At 37.8% G+C, this 23690-nt stretch carries 23 protein-coding genes; 9 read left to right on the top strand and 14 right to left on the bottom strand.

Features of this window, described 5'->3' with window-relative positions:
- Window positions 1-69: 69 nt before the first annotated feature.
- Genes FDO66_RS02850 through FDO66_RS02840 form a run of 3 tightly spaced genes read right to left on the bottom strand, consistent with a single transcriptional unit; the run spans window position 70 to window position 2150 of the window.
- Window positions 70-777 carry a cytoplasmic protein gene (locus FDO66_RS02850; protein ID WP_141430894.1) on the bottom strand — a complete coding sequence of 236 codons (708 nt, stop codon included), beginning with the start codon at window positions 775-777 and terminating at the stop codon, window positions 70-72.
- Window positions 778-795: 18 nt separating this feature from the next.
- Window positions 796-1509 (bottom strand): polymer-forming cytoskeletal protein, encoded by a 714-nt coding sequence (locus FDO66_RS02845; protein WP_258535545.1) that lies wholly within the window; start codon window positions 1507-1509, stop codon window positions 796-798.
- 17 nt (window positions 1510-1526) lie between these two features.
- Window positions 1527-2150 carry a YhbD family protein gene (locus FDO66_RS02840; protein WP_141430893.1) on the bottom strand — a complete coding sequence of 208 codons (624 nt, stop codon included), beginning with the start codon at window positions 2148-2150 and terminating at the stop codon, window positions 1527-1529.
- A gap of 430 nt (window positions 2151-2580) precedes the next feature.
- Between FDO66_RS02840 and FDO66_RS02835 the strand changes: the two genes are divergently transcribed.
- The 6 genes from FDO66_RS02835 (at window position 2581) to cydC (ending at window position 10856) form a co-directional block, all read left to right on the top strand.
- The gene (locus tag FDO66_RS02835) at window positions 2581-3252 is read left to right on the top strand and encodes an HAD family hydrolase (RefSeq protein WP_141430892.1); all 672 of its coding nucleotides are present in this window, start codon (window positions 2581-2583) and stop codon (window positions 3250-3252) included.
- A 112-nt stretch (window positions 3253-3364) separates the two neighbouring features.
- Window positions 3365-4597: a mannitol-1-phosphate 5-dehydrogenase gene (locus FDO66_RS02830; protein WP_141430891.1), complete on the top strand. Its 1233-nt coding sequence runs from the start codon at window positions 3365-3367 to the stop codon at window positions 4595-4597.
- Between the two features lie 381 nt (window positions 4598-4978).
- A complete protein-coding gene (locus FDO66_RS02825) occupies window positions 4979-6382 on the top strand; it encodes a cytochrome ubiquinol oxidase subunit I (protein WP_141430890.1) in 1404 nt (467 codons plus the stop codon).
- On the top strand, window positions 6372-7385 hold the full coding sequence (gene cydB / locus FDO66_RS02820) for a cytochrome d ubiquinol oxidase subunit II (RefSeq protein WP_258535544.1): 1014 nt from the start codon (window positions 6372-6374) through the stop codon (window positions 7383-7385). The genes FDO66_RS02825 and cydB overlap by 11 nt, the downstream gene beginning before the upstream one ends.
- The gene (gene cydD, locus FDO66_RS02815; protein WP_141430889.1) at window positions 7385-9100 is read left to right on the top strand and encodes a thiol reductant ABC exporter subunit CydD; all 1716 of its coding nucleotides are present in this window, start codon (window positions 7385-7387) and stop codon (window positions 9098-9100) included. The genes cydB and cydD overlap by 1 nt, the downstream gene beginning before the upstream one ends.
- A 16-nt stretch (window positions 9101-9116) precedes the next feature.
- The gene (cydC, locus tag FDO66_RS02810) at window positions 9117-10856 is read left to right on the top strand and encodes a thiol reductant ABC exporter subunit CydC (protein ID WP_141430888.1); all 1740 of its coding nucleotides are present in this window, start codon (window positions 9117-9119) and stop codon (window positions 10854-10856) included.
- Window positions 10857-10943: 87 nt separating this feature from the next.
- Here the strand turns inward: cydC and FDO66_RS02805 are convergent, their stop codons facing one another.
- The 8 genes from FDO66_RS02805 to FDO66_RS02770 form a co-directional block, all read right to left on the bottom strand.
- Complete coding sequence (locus FDO66_RS02805; protein WP_181444422.1) at window positions 10944-11339, bottom strand: hypothetical protein; 396 nt, start codon at window positions 11337-11339, stop codon at window positions 10944-10946.
- 145 nt (window positions 11340-11484) lie between these two features.
- Window positions 11485-11967: a Cys-tRNA(Pro) deacylase gene (gene ybaK / locus FDO66_RS02800; RefSeq protein ID WP_141430886.1), complete on the bottom strand. Its 483-nt coding sequence runs from the start codon at window positions 11965-11967 to the stop codon at window positions 11485-11487.
- Window positions 11968-12177: 210 nt separating this feature from the next.
- The gene (locus FDO66_RS02795) at window positions 12178-13914 is read right to left on the bottom strand and encodes a glycoside hydrolase family 32 protein (protein ID WP_181444421.1); all 1737 of its coding nucleotides are present in this window, start codon (window positions 13912-13914) and stop codon (window positions 12178-12180) included.
- Between the two features lie 442 nt (window positions 13915-14356).
- Window positions 14357-15094, bottom strand: coding sequence for a GDSL-type esterase/lipase family protein (locus FDO66_RS02790; protein ID WP_141430884.1), 738 nt, complete (start codon window positions 15092-15094; stop codon window positions 14357-14359).
- A gap of 54 nt (window positions 15095-15148) precedes the next feature.
- Window positions 15149-16051 (bottom strand): NAD(P)/FAD-dependent oxidoreductase, encoded by a 903-nt coding sequence (locus FDO66_RS02785; protein ID WP_141430883.1) that lies wholly within the window; start codon window positions 16049-16051, stop codon window positions 15149-15151.
- A 98-nt stretch (window positions 16052-16149) separates the two neighbouring features.
- The gene (locus FDO66_RS02780; protein ID WP_141430882.1) at window positions 16150-16599 is read right to left on the bottom strand and encodes a threonine/serine exporter family protein; all 450 of its coding nucleotides are present in this window, start codon (window positions 16597-16599) and stop codon (window positions 16150-16152) included.
- 16 nt (window positions 16600-16615) lie between these two features.
- Complete coding sequence (locus FDO66_RS02775) at window positions 16616-17377, bottom strand: threonine/serine exporter family protein (protein WP_141430881.1); 762 nt, start codon at window positions 17375-17377, stop codon at window positions 16616-16618.
- A 238-nt stretch (window positions 17378-17615) separates the two neighbouring features.
- Window positions 17616-17942, bottom strand: coding sequence for a MerR family transcriptional regulator (locus tag FDO66_RS02770; RefSeq protein ID WP_141430880.1), 327 nt, complete (start codon window positions 17940-17942; stop codon window positions 17616-17618).
- Window positions 17943-18236: 294 nt separating this feature from the next.
- On the opposite strand from FDO66_RS02770, the gene FDO66_RS20680 reads away from it, so the two are divergent.
- Window positions 18237-18374, top strand: a complete 138-nt coding sequence (locus FDO66_RS20680) for a hypothetical protein (protein WP_181444420.1) — start codon at window positions 18237-18239, stop codon at window positions 18372-18374.
- Window positions 18375-18508: 134 nt separating this feature from the next.
- Here FDO66_RS20680 and FDO66_RS02765 read toward each other — a convergent pair whose 3' ends face one another.
- The gene (locus FDO66_RS02765) at window positions 18509-18634 is read right to left on the bottom strand and encodes an urease subunit gamma (RefSeq protein WP_141430879.1); all 126 of its coding nucleotides are present in this window, start codon (window positions 18632-18634) and stop codon (window positions 18509-18511) included.
- Between the two features lie 323 nt (window positions 18635-18957).
- On the opposite strand from FDO66_RS02765, the gene FDO66_RS02760 reads away from it, so the two are divergent.
- On the top strand, window positions 18958-20376 hold the full coding sequence (locus tag FDO66_RS02760; RefSeq protein WP_141430878.1) for a M20 family metallopeptidase: 1419 nt from the start codon (window positions 18958-18960) through the stop codon (window positions 20374-20376).
- A gap of 312 nt (window positions 20377-20688) precedes the next feature.
- Here the strand turns inward: FDO66_RS02760 and FDO66_RS02755 are convergent, their stop codons facing one another.
- Complete coding sequence (locus tag FDO66_RS02755) at window positions 20689-21108, bottom strand: PBECR3 domain-containing polyvalent protein (RefSeq protein ID WP_141430877.1); 420 nt, start codon at window positions 21106-21108, stop codon at window positions 20689-20691.
- A gap of 164 nt (window positions 21109-21272) precedes the next feature.
- Window positions 21273-22415, bottom strand: coding sequence for a glycerate kinase family protein (locus FDO66_RS02750; protein ID WP_141430876.1), 1143 nt, complete (start codon window positions 22413-22415; stop codon window positions 21273-21275).
- A 205-nt stretch (window positions 22416-22620) separates the two neighbouring features.
- Between FDO66_RS02750 and manA the strand changes: the two genes are divergently transcribed.
- Complete coding sequence (manA, locus tag FDO66_RS02745) at window positions 22621-23568, top strand: mannose-6-phosphate isomerase, class I (RefSeq protein WP_141430875.1); 948 nt, start codon at window positions 22621-22623, stop codon at window positions 23566-23568.
- Window positions 23569-23690: the final 122 nt, after the last annotated feature.

Below are 23690 nucleotides of genomic sequence, written 5' to 3'. Positions count from 1 at the left end.
ATAGTTTACCGAACATACGTTTCTTTTTCAAGTCGAAAAATTTTTTCACCAAAATATCTACTTCGTTCATTACACTTTTCGAAATTCTTTTACCGCCGAATCCGCTGAGGCTTTATACGTATTTTTGTATTCGACTAAACCTATCACACAGCCTGCTCCAATTTGAACATGATTCCCTCTCACCGTATCTGCATGTGTATTTTCTAAATAAATATCGTCACCTTCAATGATTTTTGCTTCTAGACTTCCTTCCATTCTTTTCGATGCAAAGAACGGATTTTTTTTACGGACTTTTATGCGTTCTCCACCTATTTCTTGTGCTTTACTTGTGCCAAAACGAAGGCCAATATCTATCGTATCTGCACTTAATAAACCAGCTACTTCAAAGCCACCACTAAGCATAAGGGTTTCTAGCTCCGCATCCCCATTGACAGATAAAGTCCCTTTAATGTCAGCTTGTTCTCCTGTAAATCCATTATGGATATCGATTGTACCGAACACTTTTGTTTTTCCAATAGAAGCCTTCCCGCCAATTAAGATCGTACCTAGTATGCTTATTTTCTCTGCTTTTAAACTCTTTCCAATTTCCGTTTCACCAAATACACTTAAAAAATCAGCTGATACATCTTTATGCATATCACCAGTTCCATATATTTTACATACTTTACATTCAACGTGATCCGTAATAGTTCCTTCTCCTCTAATTATCACTTTATTGTAGGAGCCCCCTGCATAGCTTCCAGAACCATTTATCGTAAGATGATTATTTTCACTCATGCACACACCTCTTTTTCGTTAAATTTGAATATGCTTCTTTACTGATGAATTTTTGTCCTGCTTAAAAATTTCTTTATACTCCACTAATTCTATCTCGCAATTTTTCCCGATCACGACATGATTACCTCTTACGATTTTCGCTTTCGTATTCACTATTTCAATATAATCTCCTTCAATTAGCTCCGACTCCAACCTCGCTTGAAAAACACTTTTAAACAAATCAAAAAAACCATTTCCTTTTTGCTTCACCTTAATTGTCTGACCACCGATTTCCTTTGCTTTAGACTCCCCATAAAGATCAATTTCAATTTGATCGGCATTTAGTAATCCTCCAACTGTAAACTGTCCCTCTACATAAAAGTTTTCAGCCTCCAAATTACCGCCTGTTACTACTTTTCCTTGAACCCTCACTTCTTCTCCCATTACGCTGCCACCAAAAGAAGCTTTTCCAGAGATTCTTAAATTTGTTGTATTCGCATCTCCCGTCACTGATGCCCTGCCTTCAACAATAAGCTCTGAGTGATGGACATTGCCTGTCACTTTGACATTTCCACTAATCTTTGCTTTGTCTGCCTTTATATCTCCATTCACTAAGCCCGTTCCATTACAACCAAAATCATGACATTTCAAGTCACCGTTAATGGTGCCTTTTCCATTAATCGTTACTTGGTAAAATTCACCACCATTGGAAGAACCAAATCCGTTAATCATTAAATTTTTCATTTGATCCATGATAACTCACGCCCCCACTACAGTAATTTCGTTTTTAATTCCTCCATACAATCCATAATGGACATTTTTACAACAACTTTTGTACCATGATCAAAAAATAAGCCATCTGTATTTGAAACGAGCAGGCATGAAGAAACACCTAATTTTCGAATAAATAAGACCATGCTGTTTTTTTGCTTTACTTGCTGGTAGTAATCCATTAGTACTTGTAAAAGTAATTTTCCTTCCGAAAGGTTGATATCACCAGACTGTAAAAGCTTTTCTAATATATATACATGTAGAATTTTTTCAAAGGATAATTCTTCAGTTTGCGGGAAATTCTCTAGAAAAAAATCCAGAGCAGTTTCCGAAACAATGTTTCGTTCTATTAATTCTTTCTGACTTAATTGAAGCTCTGAAACACTCGGGGAGAACATGCCAGCTAATTCATCAAGCGACAGATTTTCTTTCATTGCTTGAATTTTTTCAATTCTATCGAATATTTTTTCTTTTGGAAAAAACGTCTCCTGACCAGTAAAAGTAGATTTACGAATAAACCACTCCTCAGGAATTAAGTTTTTCCTCTTCCATCTATATAATTGGCCATAAGAAATCCCAGTAAGATCCAATAAATCTTTTTTTGATATAAGCTCACCACTCATTCAATCTCTCCTTTCATTTCCATCAATGTAACATAACACTGTTACGTTGTAAAGATGGAATCATCCTATTTATGGAAAGATCTCTCCGATTTTTCAAACCCCTTTACAGTTTTTGGCTTTGTTTTAAGATGAATTTTTTCATTGTTGTTTCAACTTCATTCTTTTTTGAATTCGCTTTCATTTAACTGAAAATAAAATTTTTTAAATTTTTTTATGACAGCGATTCCATTACTATTATACAGATGGTTTGCATTGTTACATTTTATTACATATCCAGCCCATTTTCTTGTATCTTCCTTGAACACTTCGTCACTAAATGTTACGGTTATATATGAGATTCACATTTTTTACTGAATTTCAAGCAAAATTTTATTTAACTCTGTCATATAGCATGACAAATATTCTATCTGAAGGGAGAAATGAAATTTACATGATTAAAGCGATTATTTTTGATTTTGACGGTACCATTATTGACACAGAGACGGCATGGTATGTTGCTTTTCGAGATGCCTATAAGGAACATGGCGTTGAATTAACACTTGAAAAATATTCGGAATGCCTCGGCACTAGCCTCCACTCCTTCAATCCTTACACTTATTTAAGTACACATCACAATATTCCGATCGACCTTGATGAATTCAGAAAGGCAATCCAAGCAAGACATACTGAATTAATGGAACAAGAGTCTATTAGACCCGGGGTTCTCAATTATTTGAAGGAAGCGAAGGCTGCAGGATTTAAAATTGGTTTAGCAACAAGCTCCCATATGGATTGGGTTGAAAAATATGTAAATCAGCTAGGTATTGAAGAATATTTCGACTGCTACCGAACAGCAGATCATGTTGAAAATGTAAAACCAGATCCTACCCTTTATTTGCAAGCTTTAGAGCATTTAGGCGTTGAAGCAAACGAGGCAATTGCCATCGAGGATTCACCGAATGGCTCACGTGCTGCTGTTGCTGCCGGTATTCATACTGTCGTAATTAAAAACACCATTACGAAGCAACTGCCATTTGGCACAGGCCATCATACGATTAATTCATTAGAAGACCACAAATTAAATGACTTAATTGAAAGCTTATTACAGAAAATAGGATCATAGATTGTAAGTTTTCCACATAAATGTGAGTTTCCTTGCCGATTCCTTCGGCAAGGTCACTGCATATCTGTATATATCAGAATTTTCAAACAATCACAAAAAGGAGTGATAGCCTATGAATAGGCCGCACAATGAAAGTAGTGATTTAAATATACGTGAGTTAACTCACAAAAAAAGGCCACATGCTGTACATTTTGGAGCAGGAAATATTGGTAGAGGTTTTATTGGATTACTTTTATCAGAGTCAGGATATGATGTTTGCTTTGTTACACGTAACAAAAAGAAAATCTCACTTCTCAAGCAAAGAAAAGAATACTCCGTCTATATCGCCAACCAAACAAACGACGAAATATTGGTTAAAAACGTCACATGCATTTCTTCACAGGATAAAGGTTCCGTAGCTAAACGCATTGTTGAAACTGATCTGATCACCACTGCTGTAGGTGTATCAAATTTACAAAACATCGCAGAGAAAATTGCAAAAGGAATCGAGCTTAGATTGCAGACTAATACTCACCCCCTTCATATTATTGCCTGTGAAAATGCAATTGGGGCTAGTTCTAAGCTAAAGAAATGGGTTTATGAGCATATCCCAGAAGACCTACATGAAAAAGTAGATCGCTATGTAGCGTTTCCGAATGCAGCTGTCGATCGAATCGTACCCGCACAGCACCACGAAGATCCACTTGAAGTAACCGTTGAGCCTTACTTCGAATGGGTAATTGACCGTTCTGCGATGCTTGGAGGATTGCCAGACATAAAGGATGTCAAATTAGTAGATTCCCTCGAAGCCTTTATTGAACGAAAACTATTCACTGTCAATACCGGCCATTGCTGTGCAGCTTATTATGGTTATCTAGAAGGATATTCTACAATCCAAGAAGTGATGGCTGATCCAAAATTAAAATTAGAAATTAAAAAGGTCATGCAGGAAACAGGAAATATGTTAACCGAAAAATACAGTCTAGATGAAGAAAAGCATGAAAAATATATTCATAAGATCCTTAATCGCTTCACGAACCCTGATTTGACTGATAAGATCATTCGTGTTGGACGCTCCCCGATTCGCAAGCTTTCGATTAGTGACCGCTTAGTTCGCCCAGCTCTGCAGACGTATGATCTTGGCATGGATGTATCCAATCTTACAAAAGCAATGGCTGCCGCACTATTATTTGATTACGACAAAGACCCAGAAGCCGTTAAATTGAAGCAAGCTATACGAAAAAACGGAATCAATCAGGTCATCACAAAATATTTAGGCATTCCAAGCTCCCATCCTGTCCATCACAAAGTCGCCAATAAATATAAAGAATTTAAGCAAAAATATCGACTCGTAAAAGAAGCTTAATTACGACCAGTAAGTGCATAAAATAGTAAGAACCAGCTCATTCCCTCGATTGAGCTGGTTCTTTTTTTGATTAAATCCGTAAATCTCCTTTATACAATATGTTTGAAAGGGATGCAATACTGTTCAATATCCATGTGGCATATAAGTGTGAAATTATGAACATTTTATTAACTTTTCCCATTTTTCACCTATTTTTTACTTTTTTTCATTATGATAAAAGACATAAACAAACAAAGGGGAGACGCCCTACAAGCGATAACATAATATTTATTCTTCATAAAATGTTTGATCTGCTATCAACGACTTTTGTCACTTTAACTCACATTTTGTCACAGGCCTTCTACGGTTGAATGAAAAAAAAGAAAGCGAGGAATAAACAAGATGGATATGGTATTTTTATCCCGGCTTCAATTCGCTTCCACCACGATTTTTCACTTTATTTTTGTACCTATTTCGATTGGACTTGTATTTTTAATTGCCTTAATGGAAACGATGTATGTGGTAAAAGGGAACGAAGAGTATAAAAAAATGGCTAAGTTTTGGGGAAAGTTTTTTCTTATCAACTTTGCTGTTGGAGTCGTAACAGGGATTTTGCAGGAATTCCAGTTTGGCATGAACTGGTCTAATTATTCTCGGTTTGTCGGAGATGTTTTCGGTGCTCCATTGGCAGTTGAAGCACTATTGGCCTTCTTCATGGAATCCACCTTTATTGGCTTATGGATATTCGGCTGGGAGAGATTATCGAAAAAAGTTCACTTAGTCTGCATTTGGCTTGTCGCTCTCGGTACAACAATATCTGCCTTTTGGATTTTAGTTGCAAACTCCTTTATGCAGCATCCAGTGGGTATCGCAATCAATAACGGCCGTGCCGAAATGAATGATTTCTTTGCACTTATCACAAACGGACAGGTACTGGTGGAGTTTCCCCATACTGTACTAGGCGCATTAGCAACAGGAGCTTTTCTCGTTACAGGAATTAGTGCTTGGAAGCTTATGAAAAAGCAGGACGTTTCCTTTTTTAAGAAATCCTTTAACATTGCGATTGTTGTAGCCTTAATCTCATCCTTTTTAACAGCTGTGTTTGGACATAGCCAAGCACAATATTTGGTTGAAACGCAGCCGATGAAAATGGCAGCTAGTGAAGCACTATGGAAAACAAGTCCTGACCCAGCTCCTTGGACTGTAACAGCTTCCATTGATTCAGAAAACCAGGAAAATAAAGCAGAAATTCAAATCCCCTATCTTCTAAGCTTTCTATCCTACAGCAAGTTTTCTGGCTCTGTAAAAGGAATGCAGGAGCTGCAAGCTGAATACACAGAAAAATACGGTGAGGCAAATTATATTCCACCTGTACGTACGACCTTCTGGAGCTTCCGTATTATGGTGGCAGCTGGATCTCTTATGATTTTATTAAGTTTATACGGCGCTTATCTTGCTTTTAGAAAAAAATTAGAAAAAGCGAGAAAATGGTATTTCCGCTTTATGCTTTTCGCTATTTCACTTCCTTTTATTGCAAATACCTCTGGTTGGATTATGACTGAAATTGGCCGTCAGCCCTGGACTGTATTTGGATTAATGCGGGTAGAGGATAGTATTTCACCTAGCGTAAGCGCTGGACAAGTGCTCTTCTCACTTATTTCTTTTTCTGGTATATACGCCATTCTTGCGGGTGTCTTGGTTTATCTCTTTGTTGGAATTGCAAAAAAAGGACCTTATGCAACGGAAGCAGCACCAAAAGTTACAAATGATCCTTTTCAAAAGGAGGGTTACAACGTTGGCTCTTAATGAAGTTTGGTTTTTATTAGTTGCTGTCTTATTTATCGGATTCTTTTTCTTAGAGGGCTTCGATTTTGGAGTCGGGATCTCAACAGGACTCATCGCCAAAACAGAAGGGGAAAGACGTGTTTTAATTAATTCTATTGGTCCTTTTTGGGATGCGAATGAAGTTTGGCTTCTTACCGCTGGAGGGGCGATGTTTGCCGCCTTTCCAAATTGGTATGCAACCTTATTCAGCGGTTTTTACACTCCTCTTGTTGTCGTCCTTTTAGCCTTAATCGGCCGAGGCGTGTCCTTTGAATTTAGGGGTAAGGTTCAGGATCCTACTTGGAAGAAAACATGGGATGTCGTTATTTTTCTAGGCAGCCTTTTACCTCCATTATTATTCGGTGTCGTGTTTGCGTGCTTAGTAAAAGGACTTCCGATTGATAAAAATATGGAAATGAATGCAGGCTTTTTTGACATTGTTAATGGTTATACTCTTCTTGGCGGCATCACCGTTGTCATGCTTTGCCTTGTACATGGACTAACCTTTACAACGCTTAGAACGATTGGGGAATTACAGGAAAGAGCGAGAAAAACTGCTCACAAGCTCCTTCTTCCACTCGGCCTGCTGCTTGCACTTTTTGCGATCTTAACATATTTCATGACTGATTTATTTGAAGCTCGCGGAGTCATTCTTTCCATTATTGCTGTACTTGGGATTGCTGCCTTTTTACTTATTGGCTACTTTATCTCTAAGAAAAAGGATGGATGGGCATTCGGAATGACTGGAGCGGTTATCGTTTTATCGTTTGCTTCAATCTTTATCGGCATGTTCCCGCGTGTCATGATTAGCTCTTTAGGCAAAACCTTTGATTTAACTGTACAGAATGCGGCATCTGGGACTTATTCTTTAAAAGTTATGACCATTGTAGCTGTCACTCTCCTTCCGTTTGTATTAGGCTATCAAATTTGGAGCTATTTTGTTTTTCATAAACGGGTTCATGAGAAACAGCATTTGGATTACTAATGGGACGAAATTTATTTCAATACAAAGGGATTAAGCCGATTCTCCTTTTGTTAACGGTACTCACTTTTATTCAAGGTATTTGCATTATTTTACAAGCGAAGTGGCTGGCGGAAGTCATCTCTTCGCTTTTTTCTGGTCAATCGCTGCAGTCCCAACTACCTAAAACTATTTTCTTTCTGATTGCCTTTAGCTTGCGGCATTTTATCGGGATGCTTCAACAAAAAATAGCCTTTCAATTTGCTGAAAAAACAAGCAAAGATCTACGGCAGCAATTCGTAACAAAGCTTTTTGAGCTTGGACCGAGGTTTACAAAGCATCACGGAACAGGTAATCTTGTGACACTTGTATTAGAAGGCATCAATCATTTTCGAACGTATTTAGAGTTGATTTTACCGAGAATGATTTCCATGGGTGTTGTTCCTGCTCTCGTCTTGGTCTACATCTTTTGGAAGGATTTCATCTCTGGCATTATTTTAACCGTAACTCTTCCTATATTAATAGCCTTTTTAATCCTTGTCGGTTTAACAGCCAAAAAGCAAATGGATCAGCAATGGGCGTCCTATCGTGTTCTTTCTAACCATTTTTTAGATTCGTTACGAGGTTTAGAGACGTTAAAGTTTTTAGGAAAAAGCAAAGCTCACAGCAGCAGTATTGAAAGGGTCAGTCACAAGTATCGGAAGGCGACGATGGGGACGTTAAAGGTTGCCTTTTTGTCTTCCTTTTCTCTCGATTTTTTCTCGATGCTTTCCATTGCATCCGTTGCAGTAGGACTTGGAATGAGGCTGATTGATGGAGATTTAATGCTTGTCACAGCACTATCCGTTCTGATTCTTGCACCAGAATATTTTCTTCCCGTTCGGATGGTCGGAGCCGATTATCACGCCACTTTAAATGGAAAAGAAGCCGGAGAAGCAATTCAAGCAATTTTAAAAGAACCAAGCATAGAGAAAATGGTTGATTTAAAAGACCTTTCAGAAGAACTTCAGTCTCCAACTAAGCAAAATGCTCTAACCCTTTCTTCTATTTCTGTTTTTCAAGAAGAAGGAAGCCCTCCTACCCTGGATGACATATCTTTTTCCTTAAATGGAAGAAAGAAAGTTGGGATTATCGGCGAAAGTGGTGCTGGAAAATCAACTTTGATTGATGTACTAAGTGGGTTTTTATCCCCCTCAAGCGGGGAAATACGTCTAAATGGACAGATAATTCCCTTAACGAGCCAGGCTTGGCGCAATCAAACAACATATATTCCGCAAAAGCCTTACATTTTTAGCGCTTCTGTTACAGATAACATTCGATTTTATACACCTGAAGCGACCGAAGAAGAAATTAATCAGGCGATTAAAGCAGCAGGTTTATCGGAAATGGTCCAAAGCCTTCCGAATCGTATGAATGAACAAATCGGAGGAGGAGGGCGGTCTTTAAGCGGCGGACAGGAGCAAAGAGTAGCCCTTGCTCGTGCTTTTCTAAGCAAGCGTCCGCTTATGTTTTTAGATGAACCGACCTCTCACCTCGATATAGAAACCGAGTATGAATTAAAGAAAACGATGCTTTCATTATTCAAAGACAAGCTTGTCTTTTTAGCCACCCATCGTCTTCATTGGATGCAGGAAATGGATATGATTATTGTGCTCCATCAAGGGAGAATAGCAGAAATCGGAACTCATGACGAGCTTGTTGCCCAAAAAGGAGCGTATTATCGATTATTAACTACTTAGGATCGGAGGGATTTTTTTGAAACAGGAAAAATGGCTGAGTCCATTTACGAAAGGAAACAAGAGACGCTTTAGCCTAATCATCGTTCTAAGCATTCTGACTCTTATGTCAGCTGCTATGCTCACGTTTACATCAGGATTCCTTATTTCCAAATCGGCCCTCCGCCCCGAGAATGTATTAATGGTTTATGTTCCGATTGTTGGGGTCCGTACGTTCGGAATTAGTCGCGCAGTCCTTCATTATGTAGAACGATTAATAAGCCATGATACCATTTTGCGAATTTTATCTAAAATGAGGGTAAGGCTTTACCAAATTTTAGAGCCTCAAGCCCTTTTTATTCGTTCACGTTACCGCTTAGGAGATATGCTTGGCCTTCTTGCTGAGGATATTGAACAGCTTCAAAACGTGTACTTGCGAACGATTTTCCCTAGCATCGCCGTGCTTTTGATGTATGGGATCGTTATTGGTACACTCGGATTATTTGATTTCACATTTTCGCTTTTGATGGCTTTTTATATTTTTATTCTTGTCATCATCATTCCTTTTCTTTCTTATCTGATCACAAAGAGGAAGCATATCCAATTGAAGAAGGAGAGAAGCGGACTTTATCAAAAGCTGACAGATTCTATTCTTGGAATTGGTGACTGGATGATCAGCGGAAGAGCGAACGATTTTGTTTTAGATTATGAAAAGGATGAAAAGAAGGTTGCTCATATTCATCAGACCTTGCATCGCTTTGTTCGCTGGAGAGGATTTTTTAGTCAACTGGTGATCGGCCTTGTTGTCATCTCTCTTATCTATTGGTCAGCACAGCTATATACAGAGCAAAGGATCTCGGTAACATTGATCGCTGCTATTATTTTAGTTGCTTTTCCCATTATGGAATCCTTTCTTGCCGTTTCAAATGCGATAGAGAAAATTCCACAGTATCAGGATTCACTTTCACGTTTAAGAATGGTGAGTCTAAAAGAGCCATCCTTACATACAGGTCTTTTAATAGAGAACACGGTACAAAACGCTCTCATTTCGGTAGAAAATGTTAGCTTTCGTTATGATGAAGGAGATGATTATGCTGTAAATGATATTTCTATCGAAATCCCGCAAGGAAGACGAATCGCCATTATCGGGAAGAGTGGTTCAGGAAAATCGACGTTATTGAAGCTGTTACACGGGGCTCTTATTCCTACCAGTGGAGCTGTTACCATTAATGGAGCGTCTGCAGCTGCTTATGGTCACCAAATTTCGAAGATGATTTCTGTTTTAAATCAGAACCCTCATTTATTTGATACCACACTTGAAAATAATATTCGATTAGGAAATGAAAAAGCATCAGATGAGGAGCTAAACAAGGCTATTAAGCTTTCGCAATTGGAGCCATTAATTGCTGCACTTCCACAAGGATATCAAACTCCAATGCATGAGATGGGGCAACGATTTTCAGGGGGAGAACGACAGCGCATTGCACTTAGTCGAATCTTACTGCAAAATACCCCGATCGTCCTTTTAGACGAGCCTAATGCCGGCCTTGACCCACGGACTGAAAAGGAGCTGCTCTCCACGATTTTTTCAAGTCTGCAAGGGAAAACGATCATTTGGATCACTCATCACCTCGTTGGCGTTGAGGACATGGACGAGATCCTTTTTATGGAGAATGGGAAAATCTTGATGAAAGGGACACACGAGGAATTGATGGAGAAATCACTTCGATATCAGAAATTATATCAGCTTGATTTTCCAAAAAGTCTAGTGAAAATATGAAAGTGCAGGGTCTTGATCAGGTTTAAAGAAAAATGTTAAAAGAGGTGTCTAATTGAACACCTCTTTTTTTTTGAAATTCCTCTCAACTTAAGAGCATTGGAAGGAACGAATTCGATCCGCGTCTGTTCCATAGTACATCCAACGATTGCCTCTCCAACGGTAACCAGCAACGGAAGTTCTTCCAATGTATGTCGGATAAAACCAAAAGCTTCGTCCGTTCCGAAGCCAAACATATGTGAAGCGATATAAGCATCTTCTCATTGATCCTGGATCAACGGCATAAAGAGAGGGTGATTCTAGGAGCTGCGGTGTATAGGATGGCGGTGGTGATGTTGGTGCTCCTCCCCCTCCTGGCGCCCCTCCAGGAGATGACGGTCCCCCAGGAAAGCCTGGCGGAAAAGGCGGCGGGCTTCCAGGTTGTTGACGAAATTCATATTGATCATCATACGGTAGCGGATAGTAATAAAACGGCGGTACAAACATCATTTAATCCCCTTTCAAAGCATCTTCTATGTAATGTATGCAATCCGCCTATTTTGGTGATTTGAAAGGGTGATTCAGAGCATATCATTTAGGTTTAACCGCTTTTATTGTTACTCTTTTCACAAATTTGCTGATCGTTTATACATTAATGATCTTTAATGATATCTTCTATCTTTGCATTCGTCACTTCTTTTAAATGATCGACTGCCAGCTCAATTTGAACACCAATCTTCCCACCGCTAACCACTATTGAAGGATTTTCTTCTGCATGGCTGTCAATAAAGGTTGGATACTGCTTTTTCATCCCGACAGGAGAACAGCCGCCTCTAATATAGCCTGTATGCTTTTGAATATCCTTGACATGAATCATCTCAACCTTTTTTTCACCTGCTGCCTTCGCTGCTTTTTTTAAATCAAGCTCTTCTGCAACAGGAATAACAAAAACATAAATCTCTTTACTATGCCCTTGCGCTACTAGTGTTTTAAAAACTTCACTCGGATCTTTCTGAATTTTTTCTGCAACCGATACCCCATCAATTTTCCCATCTTTGTTATCATAGGTAATGAAATGGTAATCAACCTTTTTTGAATCAAGTATCCGCATTGCATTTGTTTTCACTTGTGCCATTTTTACTAATTCATCCTTACATTTTTAAGATAGATATCCTAGTTAACTTATTCTCTTTTTCTATTATAAATTCCTTTTTCTTGGATATATAAATATAAGGATAAGTGATTAAGTGTAACTTTAAACAGTCGGGGATTTTTCGACATATAGGAAGAGTTAGTGCAGACAATGTGACAGGACGTCGTACTTTTGTCTGCACCCCACTGATGGTTAGTTCCCCCAAATGCTTTTCAAATGAGATCCTATTGCATTTGAAATTTGCACTTCCCCATTACTTGCAAAAAATGATAGGTTTTTCGTATCACTTGGGTTTTCTGGATTTGGGTACACAATTTGAGTTAAAGTTTTCTCGCCATCATTGACGAATACCTCAATGGAAGATGAGTCTATATAAACAGTAAGCTTAATATTTTTAGGGTTTCCTTCAAGCTTTACTTTCGTCTGATCACGATTTATATTCTCACCATCTGTAGAACGTTTAATATAAGCTTCCTGACTTTTCGGATTATAGCCTACACTTATATATTTCGAGCCATCTTCTGATTGTCTTAGTTTGAAACCAACGTTATCTGGAGTTAGATCATCTTTCCAAGAAAAATTTGCACTCACTTTATATTGTGTTCCTTGGAAGTTTGTAATTTGAGATGTTTTTTCTGTTTCGATCGCTTTTATTTTCCGATCACCTAATTGAATGTTCCCTTGACTGATTTGATCAATTTCTTTAACAGGTTTTTGGATAATTTTATAATCATTCTCTCCATTTTTTACCAGTGTCAGTTCACGAGGCAGCGTCATCTCACCCTTCCATGGCGTCGTTTTTTGCTCACCAACATACGCCCAATTCGACATCCATCCTAGCATGATAGTTCGATCTGGTACATTGCTAAATGTCATTCCCGCATATAAATCTTCACCAAAATCTAACCATTTAGGATTTTTCAACGTATCGTTCGTTAATGGATGAAATAGCTTTCCATCAAAGTCTCCTACAAAATACTGCATGCCAGAGCCGCCCGCAGGTGCACCCGCTTGTACACTAAGCGATAGCACCCATTTTAATTCATCTGTTCCTTTTACTCGCATCGGAATCAGTTCAGGACATTCCCAAACGCCGACCCCTCTGTCATGTTCACGAATAATACTAGATTCATAGGTCCAGTCTTTTAGATTAGTAGATGAAAAAATGGTGACTTCCTGCCCCGCAACAAGTGGCATTAACCATTTTTTATGCTGGTCATCATATACGACTTTCGGGTCACGGAAATTCCCCGTTTGTCCATTCGGTACTGCCGTTACAGGCAAGACAGGCGTTGAGCCTTGATACTTTGTAAAGGTCTTACCTCCATCTGTGCTGTAGGCCAGACATTGCTCTTGGATTTCACGCAATCCCAAATAATTTCCTAATGGATCTATGCTTGTATCATCGTCTCTTACTGCAACTTGATAGGTGCTTGTATAATAGGCGAGTAAAGCGTTTTCACCAAAGCCTGCGACGTTCTCTTTATCAACAATAATAGAGCCGCTAAAAATATATTTCTTCCCATTTGGATGACCGCCATCCCAGTTGGTAGTTGGTGTTCCAATATAATGAACGGGTTTTTCATCTGCGTCTGTTTTAAACCAAAAATCGACCCAAGGGCTATTCTCTGCTTGAGGGATCGCAACCTCCTGTTCCTCCCAATGAACAAGATCGGTACTTGTTGCATGACCCCAAGACATATTCCCCCACTCATTCCCTTCAGGATTGTGCTGGTAAAACATATGATAGACCCCATCAAAATAAACTAAACCATTCGGATCGTTTAACCAGTTTTTCTTTGCAGAATAATGATACTGATTACGATATGTTTCTTGATATAAATCAGATTCCAAAGCTTTTCCACTAATAGGCAATACGACCATCGATAACAATAAAACAATCATCAGCTTCTTTACATATTGGTTCAATTTCATTTCCCCCGAATACTATTTTTTGTGAAACTAAAATGATTTTCATTCGTTAACATGACCCTTACGCTTTTCCTTAGAGTGGATTCAACACACATACTCATTTTTTATTTTCAATTCGTACTTACGAATTATTTGTTTATTAAACATTTCACATATTCAATTATGCAAGCGGTTTCAAAATTGCAATCACCCGTCATTTTCACCTCCTGCTTACATTCCAATCACAATCATTCTTAAAGTGATTGTCTCTTGTAAAACAATGTTTTTGAATTCGCTTACATTTGCTATTTTGACAACTTTTTACTCTAAAGTCAAACAATTTCGTTCTTTTCTGCGAACGTTTAGATATTCCCTTCTTCTACTCTTTCGTTCAAAAGATTCTTCGGCATCTTCCTATTAACTCAATGAAGATTTAAATATTAAACTTATGTTTATCGTCTTACCGTTCCTTGATATATGGACTTAAGTGTTCTGTCCATTTTTTATATCCTTTAGCATTTAAGTGTAGACCGTCAACTGTTAAATCGCCTGGTAACTCATCTTTTTCTTGTAAAACATTATTTACATCAATATAGTTTATATTTTTCCTTGTATTACTTAAACGTTCAATTTCTTTATTTAAATCTTGTACTTTCTTATTCAGTTTATTGGCATTTTTTTTAAAATACATTGGAAATTTATTTCTATTAACATATAAAACGCTCTGTGTATATAATTTAACATCTGGATTATCACGTATTATTACGTTAATAATTTCTTTATAATAATCCGATACTTGCTGAACAGATAACCCTTTTTTCAAATCATTTATGCCTATCATCAAAAATATTTTTTTAGGTGTAACAGCTTTAACCTGATTTAAACGTTCTAATAATTTTTTTGATGTATCACCAGCAATCCCTTGATTAGAAACAGTTATTCCTAAAAAATATTCTCCCCATTCGAAGTATTCCGTATGACTATCGCCTAAAAAAACAACATCATGGTGTTTTGTACTACTTATCGTCTTTGCCTCCTCTTTTACTAGTGAAATACTGTTTTTATGAAGCGTTGATGTATTTCCTAACATATTTTTTAAGTGTGAAAGTCCTCCTTTTTGATGAATAAAAACGAATGCCATTGTAATCAAAACAATATTTAGAATTAAAGAGCAAAACAAAAATTCTCTTTTTTTCAAATTATTTGTCCCCCCTTTTAAAATCCAATATTTAATATATTTAACTAACTTAGCTCAGAAGCCCCCTTCTTCCAGCAACGATTTATGTATCCAAATGGCAGCCTGAGATCCTTCTCCCATCGCAATGGTTACTTGTTCGGAGTGAGCGGCTACATCCCCTGCAGCCCAAACATAAGGAATGTTGGTCATTTTCGTTCTAGGGTTAATAACAATATGCTTGTTTTCAAGCAGTTCTACCCCTAATTGCTTTGCCAACTCCGATCTCACTTCATTTCCGCCAAAAGCAATAAAGGCGTGCTCTCCAGCTATTTTTTGACCATTTGATAAGACCAAGGCTTTCAATTTAGATCTATCAGCCACTACTTCCTTAACAGCACATTCAATGTATTGAATATGTTTATCTTTTAGCTTGATTAGTAAATCCTCACTTACCTTTGTTTCCGCATGATTAATAAAAATAAGTTCGTTTGTCCAATATGTAAGCGTCAATGCCATATTCGCTCCAACATCGCCAGATCCAATGACAATTGTTGGCATATCTTTTACTTCATAGCCATCACAATCCGGACAAACATAAATGCTTATTCCCAGGCAAGGAAGCAAATAGGGAATTCGGGGAATGCGGTCCATTATACCTGTTGCGATTAGTACTCTCTTTCCTAAAACCACATCACCAGATTCAGTCGTTATTTCAAAGTTGTCATTTCTTTTTGCTTTTACAGCCTTGTCATATAAAAATTCTACCCCTAAGCTTTTCGCTTGCCCTGTCCCAATATTTCGTAATATTTGACCACTGATTCCATCTGGATACCCTAAAACATTATGATAACTTCTACATAAGTTCGATCTTCCATTATTAGAATCGACGACGATTACTCGATGTTTATATCTCCCTAATTGGATAGCAGCCTGTAAGCCTGCAATTCCCCCTCCAATGATGATGCAATCATAAATCATTGATTAACCCCTTATCTTATTTTTTTGCATGAAAAAAAGCATGCTATTTTTAAGCATGCACACATTCCTACCCATATATGTTTAAATAAAAGAAAACTTCATCCTTTTCCTCTCGAAACGAGCTTTGACTTTCGAATCATTTGGTTGATCACTTCTGAAACAATTAGCCCAATCGCAATCGCACCTGAAACCATAAAAGCTTTTGCAGCGATGCTAATCGCTTCAATATAGTAATTTTCTACAAATCTTCTCATCGCATGATAAGCCATACCCCCGGGCACTAAAGGAATAATCCCTGAAACAGTAAAAACGATGATAGGAATTTTATATTTTTTGGCTATTATTTGGCTAATAATGGATACAAACGAAGCAGCCGCTACGGTGGCTGGAATCATATCTATCCCTTTATGCTCAAGCTCATAATAGATGAGCCAGCCAGCCATGCCTACGAATCCACACAATAACAGGGAACGCTTCGGGACATGGAAGAGGACACCAAAGGCAGCTGAGGCTATAAAGCTTGTGACAAGCTGTTCAAATACGTCCACATCTTATTCTCCTTCCTTATAACAATAGAAATACAATCGCCACCCCTGTCCCAATCGCAAAAGCAGTTAAAAAAGCTTCCGCTCCTTTTGACAATCCTGACACTAAATCTCCGGCCATTAAATCTCTTACCGCATTCGTAATTAAAACGCCGGGCACTAACGGCATAACAGAACCAATAATAATTTTATCAATTTCATCTCCAAAGCCCATTTTTACAAAAAAATAAGCTACAATTCCAATAATAAAGGAGGCTAAACACTCTGAGAAAAATTTAATTGGAACTAAATAGTGAAAATAGGTTAAGCAGAGGAAGCCTATACCTCCTGCTAATAAAGCAGGGAGGAAGTCACTCCATGTTCCTTGAAACATAATGACAAAGCAGCCGCTTGATAGGGCAGCCGCTCCAATTTGAACACTTAGCGGATATGTAGCCTTAGCTGCATTTACTTCTTTTAATAAACGTTGAGCCTCTTGGACCGAAACCTCTCCATTGCTAATATCTCGAGATATACTATTGACCTTCGTTACCTTTTCTAAATTGGTGGTTCGATCATTAATTCGAATCATTTTTGTTTTTACTTCTCCTGATTTTTCAAGAGAAAAAATTAAGCCCGTTGGTGTAACAAAGCTATTTGATTCCAAGATCCCATAGGAGGCTGCAATTCTTTTCATCGTATCTTCTACTCGATAAGTTTCCGCTCCATTTTGAAGCATAATTTTACCGGCGAGCGTACATACTTCAAATATTTCATACATTTTTAATGATTGATTTTCCATTTACATCTCTCCATGAATCCTCATACTGTTGCAAACTACAGTTTAATGGATTCACTATATAAGAATCAATAGTTGATATCTCCAAATTAGAAGGGGGCTTTTTAGAAAAAATGCTCAAACAAAAATACCCAGTAACCAATATGATGAATATAGCGTTCCTGATCATTCAGGTTAACTATAAAGAAGCATAAGGTTACTAGGTACTTTCTGAGCGGTGTAATGATTATCCTTTTTTGGATTAATCGTTTTGAATCCCAAATCGCGCATTAATTTGGCCTCGCAGCATTTGCTTGCGGACTTTCCTTTCTTCCTCCTCTCGATTCTTTCTAATGATTTCTTGCCTAATTTCGTGAGTTCGTACACCTTCTTCTCTTTTGTTAGCAATTTCAATTAACCGCTCAACATCTGAAAAAGAATATTTCCGGTTCCCTTTTTCTGATCTTTCAGGGAAAATAAGCTTCCGTTGCTCATAGTATCTAATTTGCCTTTCTGTTAATCCTGTTAATTCACTCACAACACCGATCGTTATCACTTTTCGTTTTTTGTAGGATGGTTCGTTTTCCATTTTTTCTCACTCCATGAAGTTAAGATTTCTAATTAATAATTATCATTATACCTGTTTTTTCAATAAATGTTCATACTATTTGTAAGAAAATATTACATTTCCAAATAAAATATGTCAGTTATTCTTACAGTTTAGATGATTTTTTCTCTATTTTCGAATAAAATAGCCATAGCAATAGAAAAATACTTGATTTAGATTGTTTCATTGATGCATTTGACAATGTTTCTGGTGATTATTTTTTAGCGAATATTTACAAAAGTTTAATTTTATTTTTCAAACGAGGGAGATATCACAATGATTGACAAAGAAGCCATTGAGCTTGCGAAAAAAATAGTTGAATTAGATCTGCTTAGAGATCAAATATGGGAAACACTCGCTGAAAAAGCAGGTGACCGTGCGTTCGAACTGTTAAGATTTGTCCAAAATAACTAAACCATTTTACAGCTAAAAATCTTTCATTATATAGACACCGTGAATCAAGAAGTTTATGAGCGTTGCTTCGACTAACGCTCATTTTTACTTTATCCTGTATGAACAAAGCTACAATTTTTCCTTATCAAGCTCCTCTAGCAAAAACAGCAAATCAGCACGAAAGCTTTTGGATAATTAAGCTTTAGTCCTTTTTTCTTCCTCTTTTCCGCTAGTTTACCTGCCAAGAAAATAAATAGCTTCTCCGTTTCAACCGGCTTCATTTCTTCTACAAACCGCTTTCCACCTGTTCATTTATACACAACTTAACAATCAATAATAGGTAAAAACTCTTACTCTATTTCTTAACTCCGCATGACCTTTGGGACTTCAATTTCCAAATTTGCGTTAAAAAATCTAACATCATTTTAAATTAATGTCACAAATTCTTCAAGTGTCTTCGTGAAAAAGAGTCTTAATTACTAGAATAGTTTCAATATTCATTGTTTGTTTATTTAGAAATTCACTGTTTTGATGTTAAAATATATTTAACGTTAATTTTATACATTGATATGTGCTGAACAATTTTAAGGGAGTGGCTAATTTCGTGAACGAATACAAGTGGATAGATCAATTTATTGAAAAAACAAAAGATAAGTGGACAAATATAAGTGATTATGTTTGGGCAAATCCAGAAACAAGATTCGAAGAGTTCAAGTCTTCTTCCTTCTTAATAGAAGCATTAGAAAAGGAAGGCTTTACCGTAAAAAAGAATGCCGCCAATATTGAAACAGCTTTTATCGGCGAATTTGGAAGTGGAAAACCTGTTATTGGATTTTTGGGAGAATATGACGCATTAGCTGGGCTAAGCCAAAAAGAGGGAATTTCTTTTGAAGAACCGATCATAAAAAATGGAAATGGACACGGCTGCGGCCACAATTTACTAGGAACAGGAGCCTTAGCAGCGGCAACCGCTTTAAAAGAATATGTAACAGCACATGATATTCCTTGTACGATTCGATTTTATGGATGCCCTGGAGAAGAAGGCGGCTCAGGGAAAACCTTTATGGCAAGAGAAGGGGTTTTTGACGATGTAGATGTCGCCCTTACTTGGCATCCTGGAGCGATCTCCTATGCAATGGGAGCAAGCAGTCTTGCAAATATTCAAGTTTATTTTCAGTTTAAAGGAAAGACTTCCCACGCAGCCGCATCCCCTCATTTAGGACGAAGCGCTTTAGACGCCGTTGAGCTTATGAATATTGGTGTGAACTATTTACGTGAGCATATCATCGATCAAGCAAGAGTCCACTACGCAATCACAAATTCTGGAGGCATCTCACCGAACGTCGTACAAGGATACGCAGAGGTCCTTTATCTAGTTCGCGCCCCTCATATGACTCAAGTACAGGAAATTTTCGAACGAGTGAAAAAGATTGCTCACGGCGCCTGTTTAATGACAGAGACTGAGGTCGAAATCGTCATTGATAAAGCTTGTTCAAACTATATCCCGAACGATGTGATTAGTGAAGTCATGTCTGACACAATCGCAGAGTTCGGCCTTCCTTCCTATACAGAAAAAGAACTGCAATTTGCAGGAAACATCCAATCCACCTTGTCTACCGAGGATATGAGAACCGCTTTTCGAGAATTAACCGGAAGCTCCATATCACGAAACAAACCACTTGCTGACGGAGTAAAGCCATATATAAAAGGAGTTGGCATTCTTCCAGGATCAACAGATGTCGGAGATGTGAGCTGGATCACCCCAACAGCCCAGTGCCACTTCACAACTTGCGCGATTGGCACCCCCTTTCATACTTGGCAGGTCGTAGCACAAGGAAAAACCTCCTATGCGCACAAAGGGATGCTGCAGGTGGCAAAGGTACTTTCAATGACAGCACTTAAATTATTACAAAAGCCTGAACTTATTGCAGAGGCAAAGGCAGAGCTCGCTCAAACCATCGGGGAAGACGGCTATATATGTCCGATTCCAGCAGATGTATACCCTTCAGCGATTGGGAAGTAAGCAGGAACTCAATTTTTGCCACAAATAAAAATCCGACCATATACAAAAGAGGTTTTGTATATGGTCGGTTATTTAAAGAATATCCTGTAAAAAAGCCCCCTTCACAAGAAAGGAGGCTTTACCATTCATAAAAGTTATTAGCAGGGCGGCAATCCTGATCTCTGGTAACTACCCAATAGCAGCGCGTGGGGAACCTTTCCCACCTCAAATAACTTTTACTGTTATTAATATTTACTACTTATCTATATAATAACCAAATATGCTAATTTTGTAAACTCTACGCTACATTTTGTAGTGTTTAAATTACATTTTTTAACATTTATGCAGCTTTATAAAATAAGAAAAAGGATGAATACGACCAACACGTAAACGCTTTTTAATTTTTTCTTTTCCACTATCTAGCGTGTAAAAGGATCCCAAGAATAACCTTTTATCTGGATTCATTTTAATGGCAATTAGTACATAATTTCTCATTACTTTGTATAATTCTACCGTCCCAGGCTCTCTAGGATTTTGGCCAACATAATCTGGATTTGCAATTGCAGATGGGATCTCCTCGTAATATTTTAGAAAATCCTTCCAATGCCCTCTTCTTTGTAAATGCTTCAAAAACCCAGGTAGCATATATACTTCATAACTAGAACACTCAATACAATAGTGATCCATAATAACCTTTGGAATAATGCCAACTAGCTGCGTCTCTTTAGTGTATGGATTAATAGTAATTTTCATCAACAAACAACCTTTTTCTAGTCTCCTGTCCTAGTATAAAATATATTTTCAGAAATGAATATGAAAATAGTTTCCACCAAAGGTTATTGGTTGTTTCAATCAAAATAATCCTAAAAAATAAGCTTTTTGAAAAATGAAGGCCCTTTGTTTAACTCAACCTCTATCTACCCTTTAATCCCTTTTATCAACCGAAAAATCTGACTTGCACTTCCTTTTAAATTAGCAAATGCCACATCATGATCCATTGCGGTTCCGAGATTCATAGGTTCGTTCACGATCGAGAAAAAAGCAGTTATTCCTTCTTCATGTAATGAACCTGCTTCTTGCGTAACGCTGCCTGCAAGGGCGATGACTGGAATCTCATATTTTTTTGCAAGCTTCGCCACTCCTAATGGGGTTTTTCCCATGGAAGTTTGCCCGTCGAGCTTTCCTTCTCCTGTTATGACAAAATCAGCATCCTTTAGCTCTTCTTCAAAGTGAATTAAGCTTAAAACAAGCTCAATTCCTGATTGAAGTTTTCCATTTAAAAAGCCTGCAAATGCAGCGCCCAAGCCTCCTGCGGCCCCAGCTCCTTCAATTTTTTGTACGTCTATATGCAGTGAAGAAGAGACTTTTTCAGCAAAATGCCTTAATCCTTCGTCAAGCTCTGATACCATTTCCTTTGCGGCACCCTTTTGAGGAGCAAAAACATAAGCAGCTCCATTTGTCCCATGCAGCGGATTCTTCACATCGCAAGCAACTCGGAAGGTACATTCCTTTACAGCGGTACGTACCTTTTGATCATGAATCGAGAAAATTTTTTGGAGTTCTCCTCCTCCAAAGCCAATTTCCTCACCATTCTTATCTAAAAATTGAAACCCAAGTGCCTGAAGCATCCCTACTCCAGCATCGTTTGTTCCACTGCCGCCTAATCCAATGACAATATCCCGACAGCCTTTTTCGATCGCATCAAGGATCAATTCTCCCACACCGTACGTGGTCGTTATAAGTGGATTACGCCGCTCTGTTGCAAGAAGAGGCAATCCGCACGCTGCCGCAACCTCAATGACCGCTGTATTCCCATCCCCTGCGATCCCATACATCGCATGTGTTGGATCACCTAATGGTCCGGTGACGGTTTTATATACCACTTGTCCATTTGTTGCCGCTACTAACGCTTCTACTGTTCCTTCTCCTCCATCCGCTAATGGAAACGAAATAACAAGCGCTTTTGGAAAAATCTCCTTTATTCCTAAAGTAATAGCCTGGCTTACTTCCATTGAAAATAAGCTCCCTTTAAATGAATCACTCGCAATTATGACCTTCATGCAATCTCCCTCCATTTCGTTAACCTTATTATAAAATCCCATGATCAAGATTGATATTAAGAAGGGAAAAATGCCTTATTCTTATCACATTTAGATTTTTACTTAAAAAACAAATGGAAAAATTATCTTTTTATAAACAAAGTTTGTAAAAAGGGAAGGTCTTTTTCCTTTTATATAGTAAAATATGTTATGAGGTGATCAATGAATGAAGGAGCCAATCTTTTTTTCTCCTATTTTTCAAGAAAGAATCTGGGGCGGACAGCAATTAAAAACAGTGTTTCATTACGATATCCCCCAAAAACCTATTGGTGAATGCTGGGCAATTTCTGCTCATCCAAATGGACAATCCATTGTAAGAAATGGAGTGTATAAAGGCGAGACGCTCGGATCTCTATGGGAAAATCATCGTGAATTATTTGGAAATCTTGAAGGTGAGAAATTTCCACTTCTTATTAAAATATTAGATGCAAATGATGACTTATCTGTTCAAGTGCATCCAAACGATACCTATGCCAAGGAATACGAAAATGGCGAGCTAGGGAAAACAGAATGCTGGTATATCATTGACTGTGATGAAGAAGCCGAGCTCATTTTTGGACATACTGCTAAAACAAAAGCTGAGCTTGTTGACATGATGGACAGTGGCAAGTGGGACCATTTACTCCGACGAGTGAAAGTTAAAAAAGGAGATTTCTTCTTCGTACCAAGCGGAACGATCCATGCACTTTGCAAAGGAACACTTATCTTAGAAACGCAACAAAATTCTGACACGACGTATCGATTATATGACTATGATCGAAAGGACGCACAAGGAAATCTTAGAGAGCTTCATTTAGAACAATCTAAAGATGTGGTAGCAGTTCCGCACGCATCTCAATCTCTCAACTTTGAAACCCTTGAAAAAGAGAATGCCAAAGTCACAAAATTTGTAGAGGGAGAGTATTTCACTGTCTATAAATGGGAAATAAATGGAGAAGCTAGCTTCGAACAATCCTATCCATTTCTTTTATGCAGCGTGATTGAAGGGGAAGGTACTCTATTAAAAGACGGCGAGAAGTATCCATTACATAAAGGAACACACTTCCTTCTCCCTTCTGGATTTAATGATTTCCTTCTAACAGGAAAGCTTGAATTAATTACATCACACATCTAAGCATCTACTACATAAGGGGGCTATCATTTTGCCCCCGAAAAATTAATCATTTTAGATTAATGGTTAAAAATATTGAAAAATCGATTTAATTTAATCATTTGTACATCGAAGATATACACAAA

It is taken from the genome of Bacillus sp. 03113 (assembly GCF_006546985.1).
Lineage (GTDB): Bacteria > Bacillota > Bacilli > Bacillales > Cytobacillaceae > VATK01.
This window is presented reverse-complemented; position numbering and strand designations above follow the sequence as displayed.